This window comes from Pseudomonas sp. LAP_36 (assembly GCF_019456785.1).
Taxonomy (GTDB): domain Bacteria; phylum Pseudomonadota; class Gammaproteobacteria; order Pseudomonadales; family Pseudomonadaceae; genus Aquipseudomonas; species Aquipseudomonas tritici.
The window spans coordinates 415,447-440,586 of record NZ_JAHZMS010000001.1; the positions used below are offsets into that span (position 1 = coordinate 415,447).

A 25,140-nucleotide genomic window follows, 5' to 3' on the forward strand; every position below is an offset into this window, starting at 1 on the left:
AGTGATGAGCCGTAAAGTTGCCTTGATTACCGGTGCCGCCAGCGGCATCGGCCAAGCCCTCGCCGTGGCCTATGCCCGCCACCGCGTGGCGGTGGTGGGCGGGTATTACCCGGCTGATCCCCATGACCCGCAGACCACCGTCAGCCTGGTGGAAGCCGCTGGTGGCGAATGCCTGATGCTGCCGTTGGACGTGGGCGATACTGCCTCGGTCGACGCACTGGCCGCGCAAGCCATACAGCATTTCGGGCGACTGGATTATGCGGTGGCCAACGCCGGACTGCTGCGTCGCGCACCGTTGCTGGAAATGACCGATGCGCTGTGGGACGAGATGCTCAACGTCGACCTCACGGGGGTGATGCGCACCTTCCGCGCGGCGACCCGGCATATGCATGAAGGCGGCGCGCTGGTCGCGATTTCGTCGATTGCCGGTGGCGTGTATGGCTGGCAGGAACACAGCCATTACGCGGCGGCCAAGGCCGGTGTGCCGGGGTTGTGCCGGTCTCTGGCGGTGGAGTTGGCGCCGCTGGGCATTCGTTGCAATGCGGTGATTCCAGGGTTGATTGAAACGCCGCAGTCGCTGGATGCAAAGAACTCGCTGGGGCCGGAAGGTTTGGCCAAGGCGGCGCGCGCGATTCCGCTGGGGCGGGTAGGGCGAGCGGATGAAGTCGCGTCGCTGGTGCAGTTTTTGACCAGTGAAGCGTCGAGCTACCTGACCGGGCAGAGCATCGTCATCGACGGCGGCCTGACCGTACGCTGGCCCGACTGACTGCACCCCATTTAAAAATGTGGGAGCTGGCTTGCCTGCGATAACGGTGTATCAGTGAATACATGTGTGGCTGACCCACCGCCATCGCAGGCAAGCCAGCTCCCACATTAGAACCGTGTTTGTCTCGGGAGAATTTACATGCCTCAACTCACTCACCGCCGCGCCGTCATCACCGGCGCCGGCAGTGGCATCGGCGCTGCCATCGCCCGTGCCTACGCCGCCGAAGGCGCGCGCCTGGTGCTGGCCGACCGCAACGCCGCCAGCCTCGCCGAAACCGCGATCACCTGCCGCAACCTTGGCGCCGAGGTGTTCGAATGCCTGGCCGACGTCGGCACCGTCGAAGGCGCCCAGGCCAGTGTTGATCGTTGCGTCGAGCAGTTCGGCGGTATCGATATCCTGGTCAACAATGCCGGCATGCTCACCCAGGCGCGTTGCGTCGACCTGACCATCGACATGTGGAACGACATGCTGCGCGTCGACCTCACCAGTGTGTTCGTCGCCAGCCAGCGCGCCTTGCCGCACATGCTCGCGCAGCGTTGGGGGCGGATCATCAATGTCGCCTCGCAACTGGGCATCAAGGGCGGCGCCGAGTTGACTCACTACGCCGCCGCCAAGGCTGGGGTGATCGGCTTTACCAAGTCCCTGGCGCTGGAAGTGGCAAAAGACAACGTACTGGTCAACGCCATCGCACCGGGCCCGATTGAAACGCCATTGGTGGGCGGTATCAGTGAGGAATGGAAACGCGCCAAGGCCAAGGAGTTGCCGCTGGGCCGTTTCGGCCTGGCCGATGAAGTGGCGCCGGTGGCGGTGCTGCTGGCCAGCGAGCCCGGCGGCAACTTGTTCGTTGGCCAGACACTGGGCCCGAACTCCGGCGATGTCATGCCATGAGTGAGGTGTAGCCATGTGCGGACTCTGCGGACTGCTCGGCGAGGACCTGCACTGGAGCGATCCCCTGGGTGATGAGTTACCCCGGCGCCGTGAACGCCTGCGCCGGATCGCGGCGATCAACCAGGTGCTGGCGGTGTTCCGGCTCAAGGTCGAAGACTTCCAGGGCGCGTCCTATCTGCTGCTCGGCGCCACTGGCAAGCAGGCGCTGGCCAGCGGTCTGGATCAACTGTGGCAAGCCGCCGAAAACATGCTCGGCCAGCCACTGGATCCCCTCGATCCGCGTTTGTTGGAGCACTTGGAGACAGCCCGATGAGCATCGCCCTCAACGTCATCACCGGCTTCCTTGGCAGCGGCAAGACCACCTTGCTCAAGCGCCTGCTGCAGGGTGAAAGCCTGGGCGACACCGCGTTGCTGATCAACGAGTTCGGTGATGTCGGCATCGACCACCTGCTGGTGGAAGAAGTGGCGCCGGATACGGTGCTGCTGCCCAGCGGCTGTGTGTGTTGCTCGATCCGTGGCGAGTTGAAAGAGGCGTTGTTGACCTTGTTTCAACGCCGTGAGCGCGGTGAAATCCCGGCGTTCAAGCGGGTCATCCTGGAGACCACTGGCCTGGCCGACCCGGCGCCGATCCTGGCCACCCTGAACAACGACGTGCAGTTGCGCGGGCGTTTTCATATTGGCTTGGTGATCACCCTGGTGGACGCCAGCCATGCCGTCCTGCAAGAACGCCTGCACCCGGAATGGCTGGCCCAGGTAGCGGCGGCGGACCGCTTGCTGCTGAGCAAGACTGATCTGGCGGGTGACTGCGCTGCACTGCGCGCCCATTTACAGGCGCTCAATGCCGGTACGCCGATCCTCAATACCCATGACATCCATAGCGGCGACCAACTGCTGCTGGGCGAAGGCCTGCGCAGTGCCGAGCCCGCCATGGAAGTCAGCCGCTGGCAGCTGCATCACACCACCACGGCCACCCACGGCGCTGCGCAAGTCTGCAGCCTGACCTTCGACCAGCCTCTTGATTGGGTGGGTTTCGGGGTATGGTTGTCGATGCTGTTAAGATGCCACGGCGAACGAATTCTCCGCGTCAAAGGGCTGCTCAACGTGAACGCCAGTAACGCCCCCATCGTCATTCATGGCGTGCAGCATTGCCTGCATGCGCCGGTGCATTTGCCTGCATGGCCGGGCAGCGACCGGCAATCACGCCTGGTGTTTATCCTGCGTGGCCTCGAGCCTGCGCTGCTCAAGCGTTCGTTTGAAGCGTTCTCGCGGCGGTTCGCTGCATGATCACACTCCGCGTTCTCGGCACGTCGGTCACCCTGCTTGAATGCCTGCGGGTACGCGCCGAAGAGGAGCTGGGCATTCGCCTGGTCTACCAGGTGCACGACGTCGAGCAGGCGCAACGCATCGCGGTGATGCAACCCGACAGCTACGACCTGTATGACCAGTGGTTCCACAACGTCGACTTCGTGTGGCCGGCCCGGGCCATCCAGCCTATCGACACCCGACGCATCGCGCTATGGCACGAGATCAATGACCTGCCCAAGCGCGGGCGCCTTTCGCCCGATGACCGCCTCGGCAGCGGCAGCGTGCCCAGCGAGCGGCTGTTCGTGCAGCACGACGGCAGCCTCGGCAGCACGGTCACCGAGCGCATCAGCATGTTGCCCCTGACCCACAACGCCGACAGTTTCGCCTACCGTCCTGAGCGCTTGCCCGAAGGTTTTTGCCATGGCAATGAAAGCTGGGGCTGGTTGCTCGACCCGGCCTGGCGCGCACGTACCGCCCTGCAAAGCGACGCTGCGATCGGTGCGCTGGACGCTGCGCTGGCAGTGCAGGGCGCGGGGCTGGCGAGCTTCAAGGACATCGGCAACATGAGCATCGAAGAGATCGATGTACTGGCCGACATCCTCGTGCGCAAACAAAAGGAGGGGCACTTCGCGGCGTTCTGGTCCGATGACGAAGAGGCCGCGCAATTGATGCTCAGCCCCAGCATCGATATCCAGAGCCTGTGGTCGCCGACCTTGATGCGCCTGCACCGCGCCGGGGTGAAATACCGCCTGGCGGTGCCACGCGAAGGCTATCGCGCCTGGTTTGGTGGTTTGTCATTGTCGCGCCATGCGAAGGGGCCGGTGCTGGATGCCGCGTATGCCTACCTGAATTGGTGGCTGTCCGGCTGGCCCGGTGCGGTGATGGCGCGCCAGGGTTACTACATCGGCAACCCGGCGCGTAGCCGAGACCATCTGAGCCGCGCCGAGTGGGATTACTGGTATGCCGGCAAGCCTGCGCGAGAGGAGCTGCCGGGCAGCGATGGCCTGCCGTTGATCCATATCGGTGAAGTGCGCGACGGCGGTTCCTATGAGCAACGCATGGGGCATATTGCGGTGTGGAATTCGGTGATGGATGAACACAACTACCTGGTACGGCGTTGGGGGGATTTTATGCGTGCTCGCGGCTAAGTCGTCGGTCAATGGCTTACCGCCATTAAAATGGCAGTGAAGTCCCCGGTTTTATTGGGTGCACTTATGCTTTGTCCCGGTTAATCTGCGCAAACCAAATATCCATGCGAAATGGATGTTTTTTTGACGCCGGGTCAGCATTTGCCAGGAACGCTTATGACGAAGGGACGTAATGGCAGAGAGAGGCGAATGCTGCCAGAAGCCACCGCACTGCGCTGGCGCCATACGTTTCAAACCCGAATTGCCAGCGTGCTGGCGCTCTTGCTGTTGGTGGTGGTCGCCGCCACTTATTTCGCCGTCAAGGCCGCCACCGCCCGTGCCGTGGAAAACCAGGCGCAAGTTCAACTGAAAACCGGTAGCCAAGTGTTCGAACGCTTGCTGGAACTTCGTGGGCGTCGCCTTCAATACGGCCTCGACTGGCTCACCGTGGACGGCCCGTTCAGGCAGGCGGTGGCCGAGGGCAAGACCGTGGCGATGCTCGCGGCCCTGCGCCGGCATGGCACGGGTATTCGCTCCAGCGAAGTGTTTGTGCTGGGCCTGGATGGCAACGTCATGGCCAGCACCTTGCCCCTCTTCACGCGTGGCCAGGTTTTCCCTTATGACGATGCCATGCGCCACGCGCGTCGTACCGGCTTGCAGATGCTGATCGTGGCCATGGACGGTTGCCCTTACTTGCTGGTGCAACACGAAGTGCTCGACCCGCTGCCCATCGCACGCGTGGTCATGGGCTTTCCCATGGACACGTTGTTTGCCAATGAACTGCGCGCCATGAGCAGCCTTGAGGTGTCTTTCCTCAGCGTGCAGAACGGTAAACCCGGTGCGCTATTCAGCACCCAGCCCGAGGCGTACCAGGCCACCACCCTCAGTCTTTTGCGCGAGGCGCGCGTCAACCCCGAGCCGCAGATCCACCTGTTCTACGGCGAGCGTGTGCTCAGCCAGGTACTGCCGCTGGCCAACTCCGGTGACGGCGACGAGGTGCGTGTGCTGCTGCAAAGCCCGCTGGACCACGCCCTGGAATCCTTCGCGCCCCTGGACCGGCAGTTCCTCGGGATTGCCCTGGCGGTGCTGGTGGTGTCGCTGGCTGGCGCGCTGTTCCTGGCGCGGCGGGTGTCGCGTCCTCTTAACGCCTTGGTGCAAGCCGCCGAGCGCATCGGCGCCGGTGACTACCGCACGCCGGTGCGGGTGCGCGGCCATGATGAATTTGGCCTGCTGGCCCGGGCGTTCAATGCCATGCAAAGCGGCATCGCCATGCGCGAGCGGCAATTGGCCCATAACGCCCTGCATGATCCTCTCACCGGTCTGCCCAATCGCGCCCTGGCCATGGAGCGCCTGGGCAGTGCGATCAGTGCTCGGCGGCCGGTGGTTTTACTGTACGTGGGGATCGAGAACTACCGGGTGATCAACGAAGGTTTCGGCCCCGCCGGTGTGGAAGAAATGCTGCGTGAAGCCAGCCGCTGCCTGTCCATGAGCCTGTTGGCCAGCGACACCGCCGCGCGCATCACCGGCAGTGAATTCCTGCTGTTGCTGGAAAATACCGAGATCGACCGCGCCGTGTCGCGCGCCGATCGCCTTTATGCGCTGCTCACCGAACCCCAGCGCATCGGCAATGACGAACTGCGCCATGAAGTGAGCATTGGCATCGCGGCTTACCCCGCCGATGGCCAGCAGGTGGAAGAGTTGATCAGCCGCGCCGCCATTGCCCGGCATGACGCGGCGAGCCTGCCGGGGCATTTGCAGATCTACCAGCAGGACCGCGACCTGGCTCACCAGCGCCAGATCACCCTGATCCGTGACCTGCGGCGTGCCGCGGTCGAAGGCGAGTTGTTCCTGTGCTACCAACCCAAGCTCGACCTCAAGCACGGCCATGTATGCCAGGCTGAAGCCTTGTTGCGCTGGCAGCATCCGACCCTGGGCCAGGTGTCTCCCGCCGAATTCATCCCCTTGGCCGAGCGCACCGGCAGCATGAGCAGCCTGACCCTGTGGGTGATCGAAGAAGCCATCCGCCAGATCGGCGAGTGGGGGCAGCGGGGCATGCATATCCAGCTGTCGGTGAATATTTCGGTGGATGACCTGGCCGATGATGACCTGGCGATCCGGGTCACCGCCTTGCTGATGCACTACCAAGTGGGCGCCCAGCAACTGATTTTCGAGATCACCGAAAGCGCGATCATGCACAACCCGCAACAGGCGCTCAGCGTGTTGGAGCAACTGCGCGGCTGCGGTATCAGCCTGTCGGTGGATGACTTCGGCACCGGCTATTCCTCGCTCGCGCAACTGCAGCGCTTGCCGGTGCAGGAGTTGAAGATCGACCAGTCGTTCATCCGCAACCTGAACAGCACCAGTGGCGACGGCGTGATCGTGCGTTCCACCATCGAAATGAGCCATAACCTCGGCCTCAAGGTAGTGGCCGAAGGCGTCGAGTTCGCCCCCAGCTTGAAGCTGCTCAAGCTGTGGAACTGCGACACCGCCCAGGGCTACCTCATCAGCCGACCGCTGAATGTGATGGCGTTCGAGATGTGGATGCGCCGTGAGCGGCTGCCGCTCTGAACCACCACCTAATAACCGCATAACAACCGCATAACGACGCCTGCTACGGGGGTGGCGAGGATGGCGAAGGTGGCGAGTGTGGCGGGAACGGCGAGGGTTGCGGCGGGAAGGCGCAATGGGATCGGGCAGAAAAAAGGCGGCTACCTGCGTGGGTAGCCGCCTTTGTCTTGCCGCCGGTGTTGCTTAATCCGGCAGTTTGAACGCCATTACATAGTCACCCTGCTTGGTACCCAGGGAACCGTGACCGCCCGCCATGACCAGCACGTACTGCTTGCCGTCCTTGCCGGTGTAGGTCATCGGCGTGGTTTGCGCGCCCGCTGGCAGGCGGCCTTCCCACAGTTGCTTGCCGTTTTTCACGTCATAGGCACGCAGGTACTGGTCGAGGGTGCCGCTGAGGAAGGACACGCCACCAGCGGTGGTGAAGGTGCCGCCCAGGCTAGGCACGCCCATGGTCAGTGGGATCGGAACCGGCGAGCTGTCGCGCACGGTGCCGTTTTTGTGCATCCAGATGGTTTTGTGGGTGGTCAGGTCGACCGCCGCCACGTAACCCCAAGCTGGCGCCTGGCACGGCAGGCCCATTGGCGACAGCATGGCTTCGAGGATCACACCGTACGGCGCGCCTTTGTTTGGCTGCACGCCTTCGGTTTCACTGACGCGTGGGCCTTGCTTGGCGATGTCGGCCGCCGGGATCAGCTTCGATTTGAACGCCATGTAGCTTGGGTTCACGAAGGCAATCTGACGCACCGGGTCGACGGAAATGCCACCCCAGTCGAACACGCCGAAGTTACCCGGATAAACGATCGAACCTTGCAGCGATGGCGGGGTGAATGGGCCGTCGTAGCGCAGGGATTTGAAGTCGATGCGGCACAGCATCTGGTCGAACGGCGTCACGCCCCACATGTCACGCTCTTTGAGCGGCGGTGGCATGAAGTTCAGGTCGGACTTCGGTTGGGTAGGGGAGGTGCGGTCGCCCGCTACTGCGCCTTGCGGGACCGCCACTTCGTGGATCGGCACGACCGGTTGGCCGGTAGCGCGGTCCAGCACGTAGATGCTGCCTTGCTTGGTCGACGCCATCACTGCCTGCTTCACGCCGGCTTCGGTCTTGATGTCGATCAGCGAAGGCTGGCCGCCCACGTCCATGTCCCACAGGTCATGGTGAGTGAACTGGAAGGTCCACTTCACGTGGCCGGTGTCGATGTCCAGGGCGGTGAGGCCGGCAGCGTATTTTTCGGAATCGTCGGTACGGTCGCCGCCGTACTGGTCGGGCATCTGGTTGCCCATCGGCAGGTAGAGCATGCCGAGTTTTTCATCCACGGCGAACATGGACCACATGTTCGGCGAGTTGCGGGTGTAGGTCTTGCCTTCGGCCAACGGGGTGGTGTCGTCCGGGTTGCCGCTGTCCCAGTTCCACACCAGCTTGCCGGTGTGCACGTCGAACGCGCGGATCACGCCGCTCGGCTCGTCGATGGAAACGTTGTCGGTCACGTGACCGCCAATCACCACCAGGTTCTTGGTCACGGCCGGTGGCGACGTGGAGTAGTAACCGCCGGGGGCGAAGCTGCCGATATTGGCATGCAGGTCGACCTGGCCTTTGTCACCGAAGTCTTCACACATCTTGCCGGTGTCGGCATTCAGGGCGATCAGACGGGTGTCGGCGGTCGGCACGAAGATGCGTTTCGGGCAGGCGTTCGGTGCGGCGGCCGGGCTGGCGCTGCCGGTCGGGCTCTGCTCGGAGGCATAGGCGGCATCATCGTGATACGACACGCCACGGCAGGTCATGTGCGCCCAACCCTTGAAGCTTTCAGCACCTTGGGTGGTGATCTTCGGGTCGAAACGCCAGATTTCCTTGCCGGTGTCTGGGTCCAGGGCAATCACTTGGCTGTGCGGCGTGCACACGTAGAGCATGCCGTTGACTTTCAGCGGGGTGTTTTCCGCGGTGGTTTCACCCGGGTCGCCTGCGCCAGGGATGTCACCGGTGCGGAAGGTCCACGCCGGCACCAGTTTGTGGGCGTTTTCCGGGGTGATCTGCGCCAGCGGCGAGTAGCGATCGCCAAAGGCCGAACGGCCGTAGGCGTTCCAATCGCCGTCGGCCTGGGCCGGTGCAGCGTTGGCCATGCCCGGTACCGCGTCGCGGTCCAGCTGGCCTTTGATTTCACCGGGGTTGGTGAATTGGCTGGCAATGGCGGCGGCACCGGCCAGCACCACGGCAACGCTCAGTGCGCCAGTGCCCAGCGGGGCAGGCTGACCACGCAGCAACGGACGGCGAAACCACGGGAGCAGCATGACGAGACCCAGGGCGAACAGCAGCGCCAGGCGTGGCACCAATTGCCACCAGTCCAGGCCGACTTCCCACAGGGCCCACACGGTACTGGCGAACAGCACCAGTGCGTACAGACCCAGCGCGGCGCGGCGAGTAGCCAGCAGCAGAACGCCGGTCAGGGCGATGCCGATACCGGCCAGCAGGTAATACAGCGACCCGCCGAGCATCGTCAGCTTGATACCACCGGCCAGCAAGGCCAGGCCCATGATCAGCAGCAAGACGCCTAGCAGCCTGGGCAGCAGGCGACTTGGGCTTGAGGCACCGTCAGTGCTCATAGTTGTGTTTCTCCGTTGCGTTGGAATTATGTATCCCCGTGTTTCTTCACTGTAGATGACGATTCGACACGGGCTTGGTTCAGCGTTAATTCAGTTTTTCTGGGGATAAGCACGGTTATCCACAGGCGGGCGATTTATTCCCACGCGCAGGTCTGTGTAAGACAGCGCTGTCTTGATGGGCGGTATGATTCGGCAAGATGGGGTCGACCGGGAGGTGAAACGTTTCAGATTATTGCGGGCAAGGATAAAGGGAGTGCGCGGTTAGAGAAAGCGCAAATCGCAAGATGCATCATTTCAGATTTGGTAACAGTGACTAAATGTCGCTGCAAAAGGCGATGGGAACGGGTGTGTGTGGGAGCTGGCTTGCCTGCGATTGCATCGCCTCGGTGCAACTGGAATACCGAGGTGTCTGTATCGCGGGCAAGCCCGGCTCCCACAGGGATTGGGGGAGATTTAGAAGGTTGTGCGGACGCCGAACTGCACGCTTCTGCCCGGTGCCGGCGCGATATCCCGCAGGATCGAACTGGCGTAGCGCACCGTCTGGTTTGTCAGGTTTTCACCGTTCACAAACGCCAACCACTGGCTGCCACCCATGTTGAAACGATACCCGGCGCTGGCGCCCAATGTGGTGTAGCCATCGGTGCCACTCTCGTTATCCGGCACACGCCCTTGTCCTGCGGCATGTTCAACATCGATGCGTGCCTGCCAGCGGTCCAGCTCCCACAACAAGCCGCTGTTCAAGCGCAGCGGCGCAATACGCGGCAAGGCTTCACCGGTATCCAGATTGGTCGCGCGGGTGTAGTCGCCCGACAGTTCCAGTGCGAACTTACCGTAGGCGCTTTCGCCAAGTTTCCAGTGATCCTGGGCTTCGAAGCCGGCGAAACGTGCACGCACGCCGGAGTATTTGTACTCAGGGATGCCGCCTGCGTCTTCTTCACCCTCATCGTTCAGTGTGCGACCGCTGCCCAGCAGGCCGATGTAGTTGGAGAAACGGCTGTAGAACACACCAAAGCTGCCTTTGTGGGTGCCGTTGTCAAAGCGCAGGGCCAGGTCGCTGGACACGGCTTTTTCTTTCTTCAGGTTGGCATTGCCCAGCTCGTAGGTGCCGGTGGCGACGTGGGCACCGTTGGCGTACAGCTCGTAAAAGGTCGGCGCGCGTTCGGTATAGCCCAGGGTCGCGGCAAGGGACCAGATTGGCGTGAGGCTGTAGACCGCCCCGGAGGACAGGCTGCCGGCGGTGAAATCATTGGATTTGTCCGCACCGGCGAAGCGCGCATTGCCCTTGGCATCCGGGTCGACGCTGGTGTGTTCCAGGCGCCCGCCGAGGCTGAGTTTCAGGCGCTCGGTGGCCTGCATTTCTTCGAGGATAAACAGCGCGCCGGCGTTGGTGTCGGTCTGCGGCACGAAGGCTTCTTCACCGAGGGCTGAGAATTCGTTGCGGGTCACTTGTGCGCCAACCACGCCGTCGAACGGGCCGATGGGGTGGTGACGGGCTTCGACGCGCGCTTCATAACCCTTGTTCTTGAAGAGCGTGCCGGTTTCGCCGCCTTCGATTTCACGGTGTTCGTAATCGGTGTAGCCCGCGTCAAGTTTTACCGAGGTAAACGGGCCTTGCAGGTTGCGGATCTCCGACGCGAACGCGTAGTGGTCCTGCTGCATGCGAATGCGCACGTCCTTTTCGGCCGGGGAGCCATAGTTCGCGTCGTAGTTGCTGTAGGACAGCCCGGCATAACCGTCATCCCAGGTGTAGGAACCTCCCACCGCGCCGCCGTCCTGGCGGCCGTCGCTGTTACCCAGGCGGCCGTTTTTGCCAGGGGCATCATCGGTTTCCGGGGCATGGCGGCTGCGCGCCTGGCCGGGGATTTTCAGGTCATTGAATGCCCGCGCATTGGCGTCCAGGTGCAAGGCAAAGGTGCCGTTACCGGCTTCCAGCCTGCCAGCGCTGCTGCGCGTGGTGTCGGCGCCGCCGTAGCGCAATTCACCGGCACCGTGGATGCCTTCGATGGCCTCGGTGGGGATACGGTTGTCGAACGTGTTGACCACGCCGCCGATGGCGCTGCCGCCGTACAACAACGCCGTCGGGCCGCGCACGATTTCAATGCGATCGACGTTAACCGGGTCCAGCGGCACCGCGTGGTCGTAGGACAGCGAAGAGGCATCCAGCGCACCCACGCCATTGCGCAGGATGCGGATACGGTCGCCATCCTGGCCACGGATGATTGGCCGGCTCGCGCCCGGGCCGAAGTAAGAAGACGACACGCCCGGCTGTTTGTTCAGGGTTTCACCGAGGCTGCCTTTTTGTTGCAGGGTCAGGTTATCGCCCTCCAGCACGGTGGTCGGCGAAGCAAGCTGTTCGCTGCCTAGAGGGTTGCCGGTGATGACCTGGGGCTGCAACTCCAGGGCGTGGGCTTCGGAGCAGATCAACAGGGCGGCGGCGAGTGGGGTCAAGCGCCACAGAGAAGAGAGGGGCATCGGACATTCCTTGGAAAACGACGAAAAGATTTGAGATTTATCGTTACAATATAACATCTCTTTTTCGTTGAAGGCGGGAACTTTTTATAACGAGCAGGCGGGGTGATAAGGTGTGCGCCTTCGTGAACACATTTTTCATAGGCCTGGCATGACCGCGACAAGTAACGACCCACTCCACGGCGTGACCCTGCAGCACGTCCTCACCACCCTGGTGGAACACTACGAATGGGAAGGCCTTGCCGAGCGTATTGATATCCGCTGCTTCAAGAGTGACCCGAGCATCAAGTCGAGCCTCACCTTCTTGCGCAAGACGCCTTGGGCGCGGGAGAAAGTCGAAGGGTTGTACGTGAAACTGATGCGCACCAAACGCCCGTTGGATTGAACCCATGAAGCGGTTCGTGGCAGCAGCGGCGCTGGCCGGTTGGACGGGGCTGGCGACCCAGCAATACCTGATTTTCTATTCGCGCTGGGAGTCCGGCGCCAGCCTGATGGGCGGGTTGGTTAACTTTTTCAGCTTCTTCACCGTGCTCACCAACACCCTGGCGGTGGTGGTGTTGAGCTATGCGTGGGTGAATCGCGATTGCGCAGCGAAGCGGTTTTTTCTCGGGCCCAAGGTCAGCAGCGGCATCGCCGTGAGCATCGTGGTAGTGGGCCTGGCCTATAACCTGCTGCTGCGGCACCTGTGGCAGCCTGAAGGTTTCCAGTTTATTGCTGACGAGTTGCTGCACGACGTGATGCCGGTGTTGTTTTTTATCTACTGGTGGCGATGTGTGCCCAAGGGCAACTTGCACGTCAGGCACATCGCGGCGTGGGTGATTTACCCGCTGGTGTATTTTGGCTATGCGCTGCTGCGTGGGGATTTGCTCGGGCAGTATCAGTACCCGTTCATTGATGTGGGGACCCTCGGTTACCCACAGGTGTTTGTGAATGCCGGGGAGATTTTGGCGGGGTTTGTGCTGATTGCATTAATGGTGGTGGGGCTCGACAGGTTTCTGAAGCCACCACAAATCTAATGTGGGAGCCGGGCTTGCCCGCGATGACGGAGTGTCAGTCGATGAATCTGTCGACAGATGCACCGCTATCGCAGCGATGCGGCGCCCGACAAGCCAGCTCCCACATTTGATCTTTAGTGTGTTCGAGGGGGTTACTCGTCTTCGCTGCCCTCGGCGCGCCAGTAACCCACGGCCTTGAGGTGTTCCTCATTGACCTTGTGCGTGTCCAGCAGCACTCGCCGTACCCGGCGCGACAACTTGGTTTCGGTCGCCACGAAGCTGTACAGCGAACCGCTCGGCAGCGTCAGGTTCTGTACGGTGTCGAGCAGATCGTCCTGGCCACGCACCACCCATTTCACCTGCACATCGGCGGCACTTTGCAGTGCTTGTTGCTCCGCCGCATTGGCGATCTCAATCACGGCCAACACCTTGCGGCCCGCCGGCAGTTCTTCCAGGCGTCGCGCAATGGCAGGCAGGGCGGTTTCATCGCCGATCAACAGGTAGCTGTCGAAAATATCCGGCACGATCATCGAGCCCCGTGGCCCGCCGATGTACAGGTGCTGGCCGACCTGCACCTGCTCGGCCCAGGTGGATGCAGGCCCATCGCCGTGCAGCACGAAGTCGATATCCAGTTCGCCAATGCTCAGGTCAAAGCGCCGTGGCGTGTAGTCGCGCATGGCCGGTTGCGGGCCGTCGCCCTTGATGCTGAAGCTCGGGCTTTCCAGCGCGGCCTGTTCAGCGGCGTTCTGCGGGAACAGCAGCTTGATGTGATCGTCACTGCCCAGGCTGATAAAGCCCGCCAGTTCAGGGCCGCCCAGGGTGATGCGGCGCATGCGTGGGGTGATATCAACCACACGCAGCACCTCGAGGCGACGACGTTTGATTTCGTGGGTAACGCGATGGATGGCTTGAGTATTCATTCTGCTTTCCCGTCGGCAATGGCTTGGGCGGCGCCGTTGAGCAGCGCCGCGACACGAAGAATTTCTTCCGGGCTCCAACGCCCGTGGTGCGAATGCAGGGCATGACGCAGGTTATGCACCGCCTCGTGGATTTCCGCTGGGCGGTCGTGGCCGCGCAGTGAACGCTTGCTTACGTCGATGCGCATGCGAATGCCGTCCAGGGCCACCGCCTGCTCGCTTAAGAAGAGACGACCGGCGTCGGTGATTGTGTAGCGTTTTTTCCCGCCCTCGGCGTCACCCGTGATCAATTCGCTCTCTTCGAGGAAGGTCAAGGTCGGGTAGATCACGCCGGGGCTGGGGGAGTAGGCGCCGTCAAACAGGCCTTCGATCTGACGGATCAGGTCGTAGCCGTGGCAGGGCTGTTCGGCGATCAACGCCGGCAGCAACAGCTTCAAATCGCCCGGTGCGAAGACCCGCGGGCCACGGCTACTGCGTTCGCGGCCGGGGCGTTTGTCGAAGCCGTCACGGTCATGATGATGGGGGTGATGTTCTCTCATTTTCTCTGCTCTGTGCTTTTGTAAGATACAACGTAAGATATATCTTTGCTTAAGGGCAAGCGCGTCTGACCAACGGTCAACCCCTTTCGGCTGGCAGGATTCGAGCAGTGTTCTATTAATTAAAATAACGACTCGATTAATCAGCGACATGCCTTACAGCGATTGAAGTGACAGAGACGTTTCGAACTAGAGCGCCGTGTAATATGGTTCTTACAGTTAATCGCTCTTCATAAATTAATCGAAGTAGTCTTTGCCTTACAGTTGAATGAAAAGTTTTGGCAAAAGGCCATCTTTTTCCTATGGCAAATAATTTGTTTGGCTACAGCAACTAAGGAAGTGCCCTGCTTACCTACAAGGGTGGCCTTTGGATACTTGTTTGCGTTGATCGAGCCATGGGTTCGGTCAATGCAAGTAGTTGGAAAGCACGAACCCCAATGACGCTTTTCATCGCTTCTAAAACCTATACGTTTAGAAAACAGGTATTCAGCCATGCTTAAGAAAATTGCCGTCGCAGCACCCCTGGTCGCGGCCGTATTGAGTTCCTCCATGGCCTTTGCTGCCGATGACGCGCGTTCGTCGATCAACATCAAGGCGACCATCCCCACCAAGCAGTTCCATGCCCAGCCTCGCGACCCGAACTTCGGTAAGGACGAGACCATGAACTACAACGTGGTCAGCGGTGAACTGAGTTCCCTGCGCGCCACCTATGACGTCAAGAACACCGACGGTTCGGTACACGCCTACATCGAGGGCGGCCCCACGTCGGCCGCGCTGTACAACGGTAGCGACAGCATTGCGCTGACCAATACCTTCAACGGTGTCGTGCTCACCGCCACCCCTCAGGAGGTGGTCGACGACCCTCAATCCACCCCCGGTACCCAGGCTGACCTGGTGATTACGCCGGCCAAGCCGGCGGATACCCAGAACGGTCTCTACACCGCCCAATACACGGTGATCTTCGATGCCGTGCCACGTGCTCCGGCGCCTTAACGGCCCGGTGCAAGAGACTCTGGCTTGCGCCGGAGCTTGATCAAAGGTCGGTGGCCTGTCCTGGCCGCCGACCCGATTGAAGGTATAAGCGAGTATTCCGTTCATGTTCTCTATGACGCCGATTGCGGGTGCGCTCGCGCTAGTGTTTTGCGCCACTGCCCTGGCCGCGCCGACGGCACCGGGTTCTTTGCCTGGTAGCCTGTTATCGCAGTCCAAGGGGTTACCCACCGACTTTGAACAACACTTTTTCGATGTGCCCCTGGCCGTACGGGTTGAACTGGATCAGCAGTTCCTTGGCGAGGCCCTGATTGTATTGGGGCGCGACGATCGTATTACCCTGCTGGAGTTCAACGACACCGAAGACAGCAACTACGCCGCCAGCGAGCGCGACACGTGGGAGCAACTTCTGCAACAAGGCATGGCCCTTGGCAGTTGCGAAGGTCGCTGCCCATCGCAGCTACTGGCCGTGCACTACAGCTTGGAAAACTCTCTGGTCTCGATTCTTACGCAAAACGTGGAACGCAGCGTCGAGATCAAGAAATATTACGACCAGCCCGAAGACGGTAGCTTCGGGCTGATCATTAATAACCAACTCAACCTCAACGGTGGCCAGGACCAGGCCGTCGGCGGACGCTACGGCCTCGCCGCCAGCGCCAGTGTCGGCAACTGGACCCAGGCGCTCAACCTGCAACTGTCGCGCTTCGGCGGCATCGACACCACGCTCTACCACGCCGTGCACGAACTCTATAGCCAGCGCGAACTGGACGGCCACTTCCTGCGCGTGGGCTATTTCACCCCAGGCTCCGACGGCCTTACCCGGCAAATCCGCAACTTCGGCAACACCCCGGACACAGCCGTGGGCCTGATGTTCGGCAGCTCCGACAGCCTGCTGATCAACAACCCCAAGCCCAGCGTCTATCCGATCTACGTCACCGCCAGCCGCCAGGCCTCGGTGGAGATCTACCGCAATGGCTTGCTTATCAACAGCCAACCGGTGGCTGCCGGCCTGCAAACCCTTGACACCCGGCCCTTGCCCGGCGGTATCTACGAAGTGGAAGTGCGCCTGGTGGAAGATGGCCTCACCACCGCCACCACCCAGGAGCTGGTGTACAAGCCCAACAATTGGCGCAACGCCGACGAGCGCTGGCGCTACAACAGCTTTGTCGGGCGTGAGACCAAACTGTTGAGTAACTGGGACGAGCAGCCAACCGGCGACTGGACCTACGGCGCCGGCCTCAACTACCTGGCGCACCCGCGCGTGATCCTCGGCCTGTCCACTCGCAAGGTGCGCGAGGCCATGCAGTTCGGTACCTCCATCGACTGGACCCTGGCCAACAGCACGAGCCTCTACGCCAACGTCTACCAGACCCAGGATCACGGCACCGGTCTTGACCTGCAAGGCCTATATAGCTACGGGCATGGCACCGTCGTGCTCAGCCACAACCGCAGCTGGCTCGACACCCGCCGCACCTACGAGATGTTGCCCGACGGTACACGGTTGCGGCCGCGCACGGCGTTTATCGGCCAGACCAGCAACTCGTCGCTGTCGGTCAACCATCGCCTGAGCAACAAGAGTTCGATCAACTCGCGACTCTCCTACAGCCAGGGCAATATTGAAGGCGTGGGCCTTGACCTGGGCTGGAACCTGCGCAGCAGCCTGCTCGGCAGCGACGCCAACTGGCGCTTCTCGGTATTCGATCGCCCGGCGACGTCTACCACCGGCGACCGGCGCAATCGCGGCATCGACATCAGCGTCAGCCTGGCCCTGGGCGGGCCCGGCGAGCAGTGGTCCGCCAGCCTCGGTACCCGCACCGCCCGCGACGGCGGCCGCGATAACAACGGCTCGCTGACCTACCAGAAAAGCTTTGAAGACCACGTGCTGCAAAGCGTCTCGGCCACGGCGATTGCCGATACCTACGGCGTGGGGTTATCCGGGCGCGGCAGTTTCCAGACCGAGGCGATGTCGGGCGATGCCTTCGTGCAGCGCTCCTCGTTCAACGATCAGCTCAGCGGCGGCCTGAACCTCTCCAGCACCCTGGCTGTCGGCGGGCAGAAAGCCGTGCTCAGCAGCCAGTACCCCAACGGCGGTGCCGGGATGATCGTCGACGTGGACACCGACATCGACGACATCACCCTGCGTGCCGATGACTTGAGCGGTGGCAGCACCACCTTGCGTCCGGGCCGCAACTACGTACCCATCACGGCCTATCGCAGCAGCACCCTGAGCTTCGACTTCGATGGCAACCACCCACCCGCCGCCAGCATCCAACCGGTGCGCAGCCCCTACCACCTGAACAAAGGCGGGGTGGGCTACCGCAAGATCAGCGTGATCAAGACCGTCACCGTGCTCGGCCGCTTGATCGACGGCCAGGGCAACCCGCTCAAGGGCCACCACGTGATCAACCACGCCAGCCGTGGGGTCAGCGAAGTCGACGGGTTCTTCTCCATGGAAATGAACGCCAGCTCGCCCACCCTCGAAGTGCGCTACGCCAACCAATTGCTCTGCCAGTTCCGTCTGGAACCCAGCCAGGCACGCCTGGAAAGCGACGTGCTGATGATCGGCGATCTGCGCTGCACCCCAGACACGCTGGCCGCAACCTATGCAGGATTTTGAAACATGAAACCATCAGTGATATACGCGTTCTGGCTGTGCTGCCTGTTGCCGCTCGGCGCCCAGGCCGGGCCGCAGATCAACGTCGGGGTGGTCTATGACTACCTGGACGGAGCCAAGAGCACCTATATGAAACGCGTGTTCAACGGCGGCACCTCCACTGCGTTCGTCAAGGTCAACATCCTCGAGATGATCTACGCCGCCGACGGCAGCTACCGCGAGGTGCCGGTGCAGACCCAGGCCGGCGCCACCGTGCGCGACGGCCTGATGGCCAGCCCCGCACGGCTGATCGTGCCGGCCAACGGCACCCAGGGCACGCGTCTGTTGTTCATGGGCAATCGTGACAAGGAGCGCATGTTCCGCGTGCGCTTCGTACCGGTGGTGCCCGAGACCGAAGATGAGTTCGCCGTCAGCGAACAGGAGCGCGCTGACTACAAGCAAAGCCTGTCCGCCGGGGTCAAGGTATTGGCCGGCTACGGCACGGTGTTTTTCGTGCGGCCCAAAAACACGCGTTTCCAAAGCGTGATCCAGAACGACGCAAAGCGCTGGCAACTGCGCAACAACGGCAACAGCGTGGTCGTGGTGGACGAGTTCAAGGACTGCCGGGCCGACAGCCTCGACTGCCGGCCCACCACCAAGCACCACATCATGGTCGGGCGCTCGTTTGGCTTTGATAAACAGGCCGGGCGCGAATACCGCTTCAACCTGATCGAAGGCAACGACACACGCCATATCGAGATCGAAGGGTGACCGGCATGTTCAACAGACTGACGTGCGCTGCCCTGGCTGTGGCATGCCTGCAACCGCTGCAGGCCGCCGTCGAACGGGAAACCTTCGAAGTGTTCGCCGAAATTCCCAGCCAAGACTTTTACGTGCTGCCCATGGACCCGCAGCTGGTGCACCGCGAAAACCCGCTGCACTACAACCCGGTGTCGTCCGAACTGAGCCCGTTGCGGGCCGAATACGAGGTGAAAAATATCGGCGGCTCTATCGAAGCGCGGCTTGAGCAGATGCCCTCCCTGTCCAACGGTACTGATCGCATCGACCTGCAGGTGCGCTTCAACAACCAGCCCCTGGGGCTCACGTCGGTCGAAGTGGTCTCGGCTGCCGAGGCCAAGCCTGGCAGGCGCGTGGCCCTGGAGATCCGTGCGATCAAGCCCGACGACGATTACCGCGCGGGCCATTATTTCGGCACGGTGCAGATGGTGTTCGACGCCATTGCGCCGCGCCTGTGAAGGATATTCCGTCATGAGCAATAGAGTGTTTTTACCCGCCACATTGGCTTTGATGCTGAGCCTTTCATGCGCCACCGCCGAGGCGGCGGTGCAACACATCACCGCCGCGTTCCGTCCGGACCCGAGCAACCCTGGCCACAATATTTTCGTTAACACCACTCCGGAAAGCGGCGTGTGCCCGGGGCATATTCCGCTACTGTGCAAAGCGCTTGGCATCTTTACGATCCGCACCACGGATATCACCGCGCAGTCCAACGGGCCCATCGTGGCCAACCACCCCAGCCCGCGCCAAGGGGCAATGTGGAAGGTGCCCTCGGACTGGCGTGATGTGACGGTGACCCACCGTGGCACGGGCAAGACCGAAGTGGTGCAGATGCGCATAGCCGGCATTGGCCATCGCTGGAACAGCTTGCCCCAGGGCGTGACCGCCTGGCATCCCACCAACTGGGTGGCCCTCTGGCGTGAGGCGCCCAGCCCATGTCAGGGCGTGGGTTATGCGACGGGGTTCACCCACTATGCACTGTTCTTTTGGCTGGTCCCGGAAAACGCCGGCGTGTGCTCCCGGTCGCCGCAGATCACCATCGACAGTTTCAACTACAGCCACACCGAATATGCCTACGCCATGAAGACCCCCAACCCGCTGACCATGGAGGCGGGCGATTACGAAGGCGGTATCACTTACACCCTGGGCCCGGGCGGTGACTTCGATTTCGGCGATGTGATGATGCCCAATGACAACAGCTTGACCTTCAACTTCACCCTGGAAGTCGATCACCACATCAAGGTGGAAATCCCGCCAGGCGGCAACCGCGTGCAACTCGAGCCCCAGGGCGGCTGGCAGGCCTGGCTCAACAGGGGGCGCAAACCCACGCGCCTGTATCGCGACCAACCGCTCAACCTGTGGACCAGTACCCACTTCAAGATGACCCTCGAATGCGGCGAGCCCCTGGGCAACACCTGCGCCTTGCGCAACCCCGCCGGGCATCAAGTGCCGTTGGACGTGGCCGTCACCTTGCCGCCGCACTTGAGCGACAGCGCCGGCCGCCCGATCCAGCGGCGGCCGTTGCTGCTCGATGGCAGCGGCACCGACTTAATCACCCCCAGCGCCTACGTCGACCGTCAACCCAGCACCCTGCACTTCGAGGTCAAGGGCGACGCCGTGGCCGAGATGATCGACCAGGGCAGCGGCAGCCGCTACACCGGGTTGGTCACCGTGACCTGGGATTCAGAGGTCTGACAGACCACCACTATCTAACTAACGCATAACCGCTCCCACATCGCTATATCTCACTTGGCTGCAAGACCTCATGGGTCAGGCGCCTGGCCAGGGTTTGCTCGCTGGGCTGTGCGTCGGTGAAGCCCGCGGCGAGCAGGCGTTCGTAGGTCTGTGAGCTCATCTCTCGGCCGGTCAGTACTTCGCTGTGGGGCACGTGCAGGGCGTCGGCCAGGCTCAGCAGTTGCGGTTCAAGTGGCGTTCGTTGTTCGGGGGTGGCCGATGCCCATTGTTTCTGCGCAAACAGCAAATCATCCAACCGATCAGTCAGTGCCTCGGCATGCTCGATGCTCGCGCGAAACTGGTCGGCATAGGTGCTGCGCAGGTGCTCGTCCCAGAACGGCTGTTCGAGCATCTTGTCCACCAGCCCTTCGCCGGCCTCCAGTGCCTGCACCGTGGCATAAGCGTTATCCAGCCTGGCGTCGTCGACCTCGGCGGTGGCGCGGTAGGTCATGTGTTCGCTGACCCAAGGCAGGTCCAGGCGCCCCTTGAGCCCGCTTTGGTAGGCCAGGTAGACCTCGACTTCATCCACCGTGCCCGGCAGGCTGTCGACCATCTCGGTGCTGAAACGCAGGCCCTGGCCGCCTTGCGCCACGGGTGTGACGCGTTGGCGGATATCGGCCTGGGCCACTTGGTTGACCAGGTCCAGGCGCGCCTTGCCCTTGGCCAATTCAGCCAGGCGGATATGCAGGTATTCACCTCGTAACAGGCCCCGAGCGGCGAACAATTCCAGCTCGATGCCCATGGCATTGAACACATGGGCGCCGGCGTCGGCGCAGTTGATCGGGTGGCTGGCCATGGCAAACAGTTGCGTGCGCAGCGCCTGGTCCTCTTCGGCCCCGATCAGCAGGCGCCAGACTTTGTTGGTCAGCTCGCGGCGGTGCGCGCGGTATAAGCGTTCGTCCTGTTCGTGCTCAAATGCTTCCGGCTGTTCCAGGCTCTTGATCACTTCGAAGAAACCCTGTGAGCCATGTTCGCGCTCGACGTTGTTCCACATCTCACGTAGCCAGGGTTTGTGCCGCGTGCTTTCGTCCTGCAGCCAGAACGTGATATCGCCCTTGGGTGGATACGTTCGGTACGGGTCCAGGCCGTGGGCCAGGCGATAACTGACCAGGCGCTGTTCGCCTTCCCGGCTCAGTTGGTTGCGGTCGATGCGGGCGCGGGCCACTTGTTCCGCCTCCGGTTGCCAGGGCAGAAACTGCGGCACGTCGCTGATCGCGGTGTTTTGCAGGTCGAGGGCGAAGTTGGCCGGGCGCGGTGGGTCAAACAGGCCGATGGGCCATTCACTGACCCCGGTACCGCGCAACGACAGCGCACGCAGGTGCGGCATGCCAGTGATATCCGGGGCCTGGGTGAGGGCGCGGTTCTGTGCCAGGGATAATTGGCGCAGCTGCCCCATGCCCGCGAGTTGCTCCAGGCTGGCCGCGTTCCACTGGATCGGGTTGTTGTCCAGGCGCAACTGGGTCAGGTAAGGCAGCTCGACCACTGCCTGTGGCAATCGGGTCAGGCCGTTGCTGCGCAGGCTGAGGTAGACCAATTGCGGGAAGTTGGCGATGAAACCGGTGTCTGCGTCGAGCAAGCCGGCGTCGATCAAGTCCAGGTGCTGCACATGAGCGAAGCTGGCGCGCAACCTCGGCAGGTCGCTCAACTGGCCGCCCAGGGTCACGCCTTCGAGACTCAGGCCGATGCCTTCCTCACCGGGATTGAGGTTGTGTTCCCAACTGCGGATCAGCGCCTGGGCCAGGTCGAGACGGCGTTGGGTGGTTTGCGCCGTTGCTGGCTCGAAGGTGCGGTTGACCCAGTTGCTGAGGTCTTCCTGCAAGGCGTGTTTTTCCTGTTCGCGGGCTTCGAACACCAGGCGCTGGGCAGGAGATTCAAGGCCGCTCAGGTAGGCCTCGATATCAGGCTGGGGCGCGAAGGGGTAGAGAGATTTGACCCGGTCTTCCAACGTCGGCGGCAGGTATTCGCTGCTCCATTGCGGCACGCGGTGCATGGGTTTTTGCGTCAGCACCAGAGCGTCCGGCGCGACGTCGGCGCGCAGCGGCGGCTCGGCCAGGACGGTGCGACGCACCTCGGACGGTTGTAGGGTTGCCATCAGCCAGGTTTTTAAGGCAGCGCCGTCGCCTGGGGCAAAACCCAATGCAGTGCGCTGGCGGGCGGACAGGCAGTGGAGCAACGCCTCGTAGAGATCACTGGCGGCATGCAACGGTTGTTGATCGCCGTCGTACACCTCATACCGCCCGGCATCATTGCGAACCAGAACACGGCGGCGGCTGGCCTGCTGCGGTCCGGCGCTGTAACGCAGTGAGCCTTCGGGCGAATGCTGACGGATTTGCAGGTGCAGGTCGCCGAACGCATCGCTGTGCAACTTGAGGGTGTTGAGCAGCATGCGTTCGCTGTCCGCGCTCAACGGCCCCTTCTGGTAAAAACCTTCGTAGGCGTGACTGCCCCTGGCCTGCAACAGCCGCTCGCGGGCCAGGTTGCGCAGGCGCAGGGGCAGGCGTTGTTCAGCGTCCATGACCTGGCGTTCGTCGCGGCGCGCATGGCTCAGCACGTCGTCTACCAGGCTTTTGGGGAGCTCGGGAAGCGCCTCGCGTACCAACCTATCGTGTGCGCGGGTGACCTCTTCACTGTTGCGGTAGAGGTAGTCGAACACTGCGCCCTGCTGCCCCGCGAGGTGCGCCGCAAGCTGTTCGCGCAGTGCATCGATCTGCGCCGCGCGGTTTTCGGGCACTGCGCCGAGCATGGCATGGCGCTCGTCGGTGTCGAGAAAATCCACCAGCCGCTCGGGTAACAATCCGGCGTTCAGGTCCTGGCGGCTGATACGCAACACCAGGTCCGCATCCGCCTCGCCAAAGCGTACGCACGGGCCTTCCAACTGCGGGTTTTCATACACCTCAATCGCCTTGGCTGACGGCCAACCCGGTAATTCCCGCGCCAGGTGCGGGCTCCAGTAGGTGGTTTCATCGGCGGCGATGCCGGCGCGGATCTGCTCGGGCAAACGGCGTGCCTGCTGGTCGAGGGCCGCGCGTTTGAGACTGTCGGCCAGCAATGGCGCAATGGCTTTGCGCAGGCTGTAGGCGCCGCGCACTACGTCAATCGAGACGCCGCTGCTGGTCAGCGCTTGCCTGCGCTGTGAGGCATCGAGGTCGGGGGCCAGCGCGTGCAGCAGTCGTGGCTCGTCCCAGGCGGCGGCGGTGTCGTTGTGCTGAAGTGTCGGCGAGTAAGCGTCTCGTCGTTCGGGATGCAGGATGCGGTAAAGGCCGTTATCCGCTATGGGTTCCAATGCATAGTGCTCACCCTTCCACGGCAGCAGCGTACGGCCCTGATGGGTGTGCAGCCCACGGCTGTCGGGGGTCGACTCCGCCGGCAGCACGAGATTTTTTTGCGCGTAGGGTTTGAGGTCCGGGTTCCACAGACGCGTCTTGCCATTGACCTCTACCGCCTTGAGTTGATTGACGAAGACCGAAGGAATCAACGCGCCCGCAATCCCGAACGCGCCCAGTTGCACCACATCGCTGACCACCCCGACCAGATGCCCGGCGGCTTCCAGGGCCTGCCCTTCGGCCAGGTCGACCACGCCTTCCACCACTTCATCAAGCAATTGATAGGCGGTGTAGCCCAGCATCACCTCCCCCAGCAGCGGTACAAAAGGCGTAATCACCAGCAACGCGGCATTGAAGATCTCGCTGAGCAGACCGCTGGCGTTGTCCCACCAGGCCCAGCGCGCGCGGCTGTCGGCGTCGGCGGTGGACACGGCCAGGTCGCGGGCGTCATTGAGGATTTTGTTCAGCGCCTGTTGGTAACGGGTGGTCCACAGGTCGCCGCCAATATGCTGGGCGGCGTAGTGCGCAGGTTGATCCAGGCGGCTGGAAAAAAGCCTGCGTTGCGACTGGTCGACAAAGCGGCTGAAGAAGGTGCGGTAGGCCGGTTCGCGCAGACGCGCACTGAGGTCCTGCTTAAAGGCCAGGGTGCTTGGGTACTCCTTGACCGGGCACTGTGGGTCATCGGGGATGTAGGCGATCACCGGCACCACCCTACTGGCGCTGTCCAGGTCGGCGGCGACCAGCAGGATGCCGGTCAACAGGCTGTCCATGATCTGCAAACGGTAGCACTGCATCACCCCGCGTTCGCCCATGATCAGCCGTTGCAGCACATGAAAGCTGGCCGCAGTGATTGCCTTTTGCGCCAGCGCCACGTGCGCGGCGGCGTCGAGCGCGGCCTTCTGGCTGGCGATCACCGAAGCCTGCAATGCCGGCTGTAACAGGGGCGGTTGCAAGTGCGCCTGGTATTGCTTGCCCAGGTCCAGCTCGCGGCACAGGGCGACGAACTGCTCGATGCTCATGCGCTGCTTGAGCGGCTTGATCGTGAAGTGGCCGCGCTGATCGGGCCGGGTGATGTAGCTGGAACTGGCGGTAAAGCGTTCGCGGCTGGCGAAGTTCTGCAGCGCCGCATCCAGCAGCGACACGGTGCGGCTGGTGCTGCCCTTGAGCAGCGTGCCGGACTCGGTATGCAGGAACAGGTAGGTGTCCTTGACGCTGTCGTTGAGGCCATGGCGTGTGTTGAGTGCCTTGGCCAGCAGCGGTTCGGCAAACGCATACAGGTCCTGAAGCGCCTGCAATTGCTGGTCGACGGTATTCTGAGTGCTCCAGGCCTGGGCGTTGGCGCGCTTGAGCTCGGGCGTTGCGCTCGGATGCCAGTGCTCGATGGCCAGTTGGGCGCTGGCCAGCGCTTGGGCGCGTGTCCATGACGTTGTGCGCAGCCAGTCGGGCAGGGTCTGTGTGATCAGTGAGTAATGCGGGCCTTTATCGGGTGGCGACATGGCGGATGACCTGTTATTAAACAAGGTCATCAGCCTAGGG

Annotated in this window: 18 protein-coding genes and 1 pseudogene; 13 read left to right on the forward strand and 6 right to left on the reverse strand. The window is 62.3% G+C overall.

Annotated elements, in window-relative coordinates; genetic code table 11:
- Positions 1-4 precede the first annotated feature (4 nt).
- The 6 genes from JBO08_RS02010 (at position 5) to JBO08_RS02035 (ending at position 6,654) form a co-directional block, all read left to right on the forward strand.
- Positions 5-766, forward strand: a complete 762-nt coding sequence (locus JBO08_RS02010; protein ID WP_065880123.1) for an SDR family NAD(P)-dependent oxidoreductase — start codon at positions 5-7, stop codon at positions 764-766.
- Between the two features lie 138 nt (positions 767-904).
- Positions 905-1,654: an SDR family NAD(P)-dependent oxidoreductase gene (locus JBO08_RS02015; protein WP_065880122.1), complete on the forward strand. Its 750-nt coding sequence runs from the start codon at positions 905-907 to the stop codon at positions 1,652-1,654.
- Positions 1,655-1,667: 13 nt separating this feature from the next.
- A complete protein-coding gene (locus JBO08_RS02020) occupies positions 1,668-1,967 on the forward strand; it encodes a hypothetical protein (protein WP_065872568.1) in 300 nt (99 codons plus the stop codon).
- Complete coding sequence (locus tag JBO08_RS02025) at positions 1,964-2,938, forward strand: GTP-binding protein (RefSeq protein WP_065872567.1); 975 nt, start codon at positions 1,964-1,966, stop codon at positions 2,936-2,938. The genes JBO08_RS02020 and JBO08_RS02025 overlap by 4 nt, the downstream gene beginning before the upstream one ends.
- Positions 2,935-4,107, forward strand: a complete 1,173-nt coding sequence (locus JBO08_RS02030) for a PotD/PotF family extracellular solute-binding protein (RefSeq protein ID WP_220074561.1) — start codon at positions 2,935-2,937, stop codon at positions 4,105-4,107. The genes JBO08_RS02025 and JBO08_RS02030 overlap by 4 nt, the downstream gene beginning before the upstream one ends.
- Before the next feature lie 210 nt (positions 4,108-4,317).
- On the forward strand, positions 4,318-6,654 hold the full coding sequence (locus JBO08_RS02035) for a bifunctional diguanylate cyclase/phosphodiesterase (RefSeq protein ID WP_065872575.1): 2,337 nt from the start codon (positions 4,318-4,320) through the stop codon (positions 6,652-6,654).
- A gap of 183 nt (positions 6,655-6,837) precedes the next feature.
- On the opposite strand, the gene JBO08_RS02040 is transcribed toward JBO08_RS02035, so the two are convergent.
- Together JBO08_RS02040 and JBO08_RS02045 are read right to left on the reverse strand one after the other, a co-directional pair.
- Positions 6,838-9,249 carry a glucose/quinate/shikimate family membrane-bound PQQ-dependent dehydrogenase gene (locus JBO08_RS02040; protein ID WP_220074560.1) on the reverse strand — a complete coding sequence of 804 codons (2,412 nt, stop codon included), beginning with the start codon at positions 9,247-9,249 and terminating at the stop codon, positions 6,838-6,840.
- A 453-nt stretch (positions 9,250-9,702) separates the two neighbouring features.
- Positions 9,703-11,721, reverse strand: coding sequence for a TonB-dependent receptor (locus tag JBO08_RS02045; protein ID WP_220074559.1), 2,019 nt, complete (start codon positions 11,719-11,721; stop codon positions 9,703-9,705).
- A 148-nt stretch (positions 11,722-11,869) separates the two neighbouring features.
- Here JBO08_RS02045 and JBO08_RS02050 point away from each other — a divergent pair, with 148 nt between their 5' ends.
- Both JBO08_RS02050 and JBO08_RS02055 read left to right on the forward strand, forming a co-directional pair.
- Entirely contained in the window at positions 11,870-12,103 is a 234-nt protein-coding gene (locus JBO08_RS02050) for a VF530 family DNA-binding protein (protein WP_012722427.1), read from the forward strand.
- A 4-nt stretch (positions 12,104-12,107) separates the two neighbouring features.
- Positions 12,108-12,734, forward strand: coding sequence for a Pr6Pr family membrane protein (locus JBO08_RS02055; protein WP_220074558.1), 627 nt, complete (start codon positions 12,108-12,110; stop codon positions 12,732-12,734).
- Positions 12,735-12,865: 131 nt separating this feature from the next.
- Here JBO08_RS02055 and JBO08_RS02060 read toward each other — a convergent pair whose 3' ends face one another.
- Together JBO08_RS02060 and JBO08_RS02065 are read right to left on the reverse strand one after the other, a co-directional pair.
- On the reverse strand, positions 12,866-13,633 hold the full coding sequence (locus JBO08_RS02060; protein WP_065872562.1) for a siderophore-interacting protein: 768 nt from the start codon (positions 13,631-13,633) through the stop codon (positions 12,866-12,868).
- A complete protein-coding gene (locus tag JBO08_RS02065) occupies positions 13,630-14,169 on the reverse strand; it encodes a PadR family transcriptional regulator (protein ID WP_065872561.1) in 540 nt (179 codons plus the stop codon). The genes JBO08_RS02060 and JBO08_RS02065 overlap by 4 nt, the downstream gene beginning before the upstream one ends.
- Positions 14,170-14,658: 489 nt before the next feature.
- Between JBO08_RS02065 and JBO08_RS02070 the strand changes: the two genes are divergently transcribed.
- From JBO08_RS02070 to JBO08_RS02080, 3 genes are all read left to right on the forward strand, one after another.
- Positions 14,659-15,159 carry a CS1 type fimbrial major subunit gene (locus JBO08_RS02070; protein ID WP_065872560.1) on the forward strand — a complete coding sequence of 167 codons (501 nt, stop codon included), beginning with the start codon at positions 14,659-14,661 and terminating at the stop codon, positions 15,157-15,159.
- A gap of 103 nt (positions 15,160-15,262) precedes the next feature.
- A complete protein-coding gene (locus tag JBO08_RS02075; RefSeq protein WP_220074557.1) occupies positions 15,263-17,773 on the forward strand; it encodes a TcfC E-set like domain-containing protein in 2,511 nt (836 codons plus the stop codon).
- A 3-nt stretch (positions 17,774-17,776) separates the two neighbouring features.
- Positions 17,777-18,520 carry a pilus assembly protein gene (locus tag JBO08_RS02080; protein WP_065872558.1) on the forward strand — a complete coding sequence of 248 codons (744 nt, stop codon included), beginning with the start codon at positions 17,777-17,779 and terminating at the stop codon, positions 18,518-18,520.
- 9 nt (positions 18,521-18,529) lie between these two features.
- Here the strand turns inward: JBO08_RS02080 and JBO08_RS28370 are convergent.
- A pseudogene (locus tag JBO08_RS28370) lies at positions 18,530-18,664 on the reverse strand (hypothetical protein); the annotation flags it as partial.
- Here JBO08_RS28370 and JBO08_RS02085 point away from each other — a divergent pair.
- Both JBO08_RS02085 and JBO08_RS02090 read left to right on the forward strand, forming a co-directional pair.
- Positions 18,610-19,005 carry a CS1 type fimbrial major subunit gene (locus JBO08_RS02085; RefSeq protein ID WP_371914462.1) on the forward strand — a complete coding sequence of 132 codons (396 nt, stop codon included), beginning with the start codon at positions 18,610-18,612 and terminating at the stop codon, positions 19,003-19,005. The pseudogene JBO08_RS28370 and the gene JBO08_RS02085 sit on opposite strands and share 55 nt — an antisense overlap.
- 13 nt (positions 19,006-19,018) lie before the next feature.
- The gene (locus JBO08_RS02090) at positions 19,019-20,242 is read left to right on the forward strand and encodes a hypothetical protein (RefSeq protein ID WP_256534262.1); all 1,224 of its coding nucleotides are present in this window, start codon (positions 19,019-19,021) and stop codon (positions 20,240-20,242) included.
- A 43-nt stretch (positions 20,243-20,285) separates the two neighbouring features.
- On the opposite strand, the gene JBO08_RS02095 is transcribed toward JBO08_RS02090, so the two are convergent.
- Positions 20,286-25,100 (reverse strand): NEL-type E3 ubiquitin ligase domain-containing protein, encoded by a 4,815-nt coding sequence (locus tag JBO08_RS02095; protein WP_220074556.1) that lies wholly within the window; start codon positions 25,098-25,100, stop codon positions 20,286-20,288.
- Positions 25,101-25,140 lie beyond the last annotated feature (40 nt).

What these genes read in the sequence shown, in the direction of transcription:
- JBO08_RS02030 (WP_220074561.1), top strand. Translation starts at nt 2,935, where the DNA reads ATGATCACACTCCGCGTTCTCGGCACGTCGGTCACCCTGCTTGAATGC.
- JBO08_RS02050 (WP_012722427.1), top strand. Translation starts at nt 11,870, where the DNA reads ATGACCGCGACAAGTAACGACCCACTCCACGGCGTGACCCTGCAGCAC.
- JBO08_RS02040 (WP_220074560.1), bottom strand. Translation starts at nt 9,249, where the DNA reads ATGAGCACTGACGGTGCCTCAAGCCCAAGTCGCCTGCTGCCCAGGCTG.
- JBO08_RS02090 (WP_256534262.1), top strand. Translation starts at nt 19,019, where the DNA reads ATGAGCAATAGAGTGTTTTTACCCGCCACATTGGCTTTGATGCTGAGC.
- JBO08_RS02065 (WP_065872561.1), bottom strand. Translation starts at nt 14,169, where the DNA reads ATGAGAGAACATCACCCCCATCATCATGACCGTGACGGCTTCGACAAA.
- JBO08_RS02055 (WP_220074558.1), top strand. Translation starts at nt 12,108, where the DNA reads ATGAAGCGGTTCGTGGCAGCAGCGGCGCTGGCCGGTTGGACGGGGCTG.
- JBO08_RS02095 (WP_220074556.1), bottom strand. Translation starts at nt 25,100, where the DNA reads ATGTCGCCACCCGATAAAGGCCCGCATTACTCACTGATCACACAGACC.
- JBO08_RS02020 (WP_065872568.1), top strand. Translation starts at nt 1,668, where the DNA reads ATGTGCGGACTCTGCGGACTGCTCGGCGAGGACCTGCACTGGAGCGAT.
- JBO08_RS02080 (WP_065872558.1), top strand. Translation starts at nt 17,777, where the DNA reads ATGAAACCATCAGTGATATACGCGTTCTGGCTGTGCTGCCTGTTGCCG.
- JBO08_RS02070 (WP_065872560.1), top strand. Translation starts at nt 14,659, where the DNA reads ATGCTTAAGAAAATTGCCGTCGCAGCACCCCTGGTCGCGGCCGTATTG.
- JBO08_RS02010 (WP_065880123.1), top strand. Translation starts at nt 5, where the DNA reads ATGAGCCGTAAAGTTGCCTTGATTACCGGTGCCGCCAGCGGCATCGGC.
- JBO08_RS02025 (WP_065872567.1), top strand. Translation starts at nt 1,964, where the DNA reads ATGAGCATCGCCCTCAACGTCATCACCGGCTTCCTTGGCAGCGGCAAG.
- JBO08_RS02015 (WP_065880122.1), top strand. Translation starts at nt 905, where the DNA reads ATGCCTCAACTCACTCACCGCCGCGCCGTCATCACCGGCGCCGGCAGT.
- JBO08_RS02060 (WP_065872562.1), bottom strand. Translation starts at nt 13,633, where the DNA reads ATGAATACTCAAGCCATCCATCGCGTTACCCACGAAATCAAACGTCGT.
- JBO08_RS02045 (WP_220074559.1), bottom strand. Translation starts at nt 11,721, where the DNA reads ATGCCCCTCTCTTCTCTGTGGCGCTTGACCCCACTCGCCGCCGCCCTG.
- JBO08_RS02075 (WP_220074557.1), top strand. Translation starts at nt 15,263, where the DNA reads ATGTTCTCTATGACGCCGATTGCGGGTGCGCTCGCGCTAGTGTTTTGC.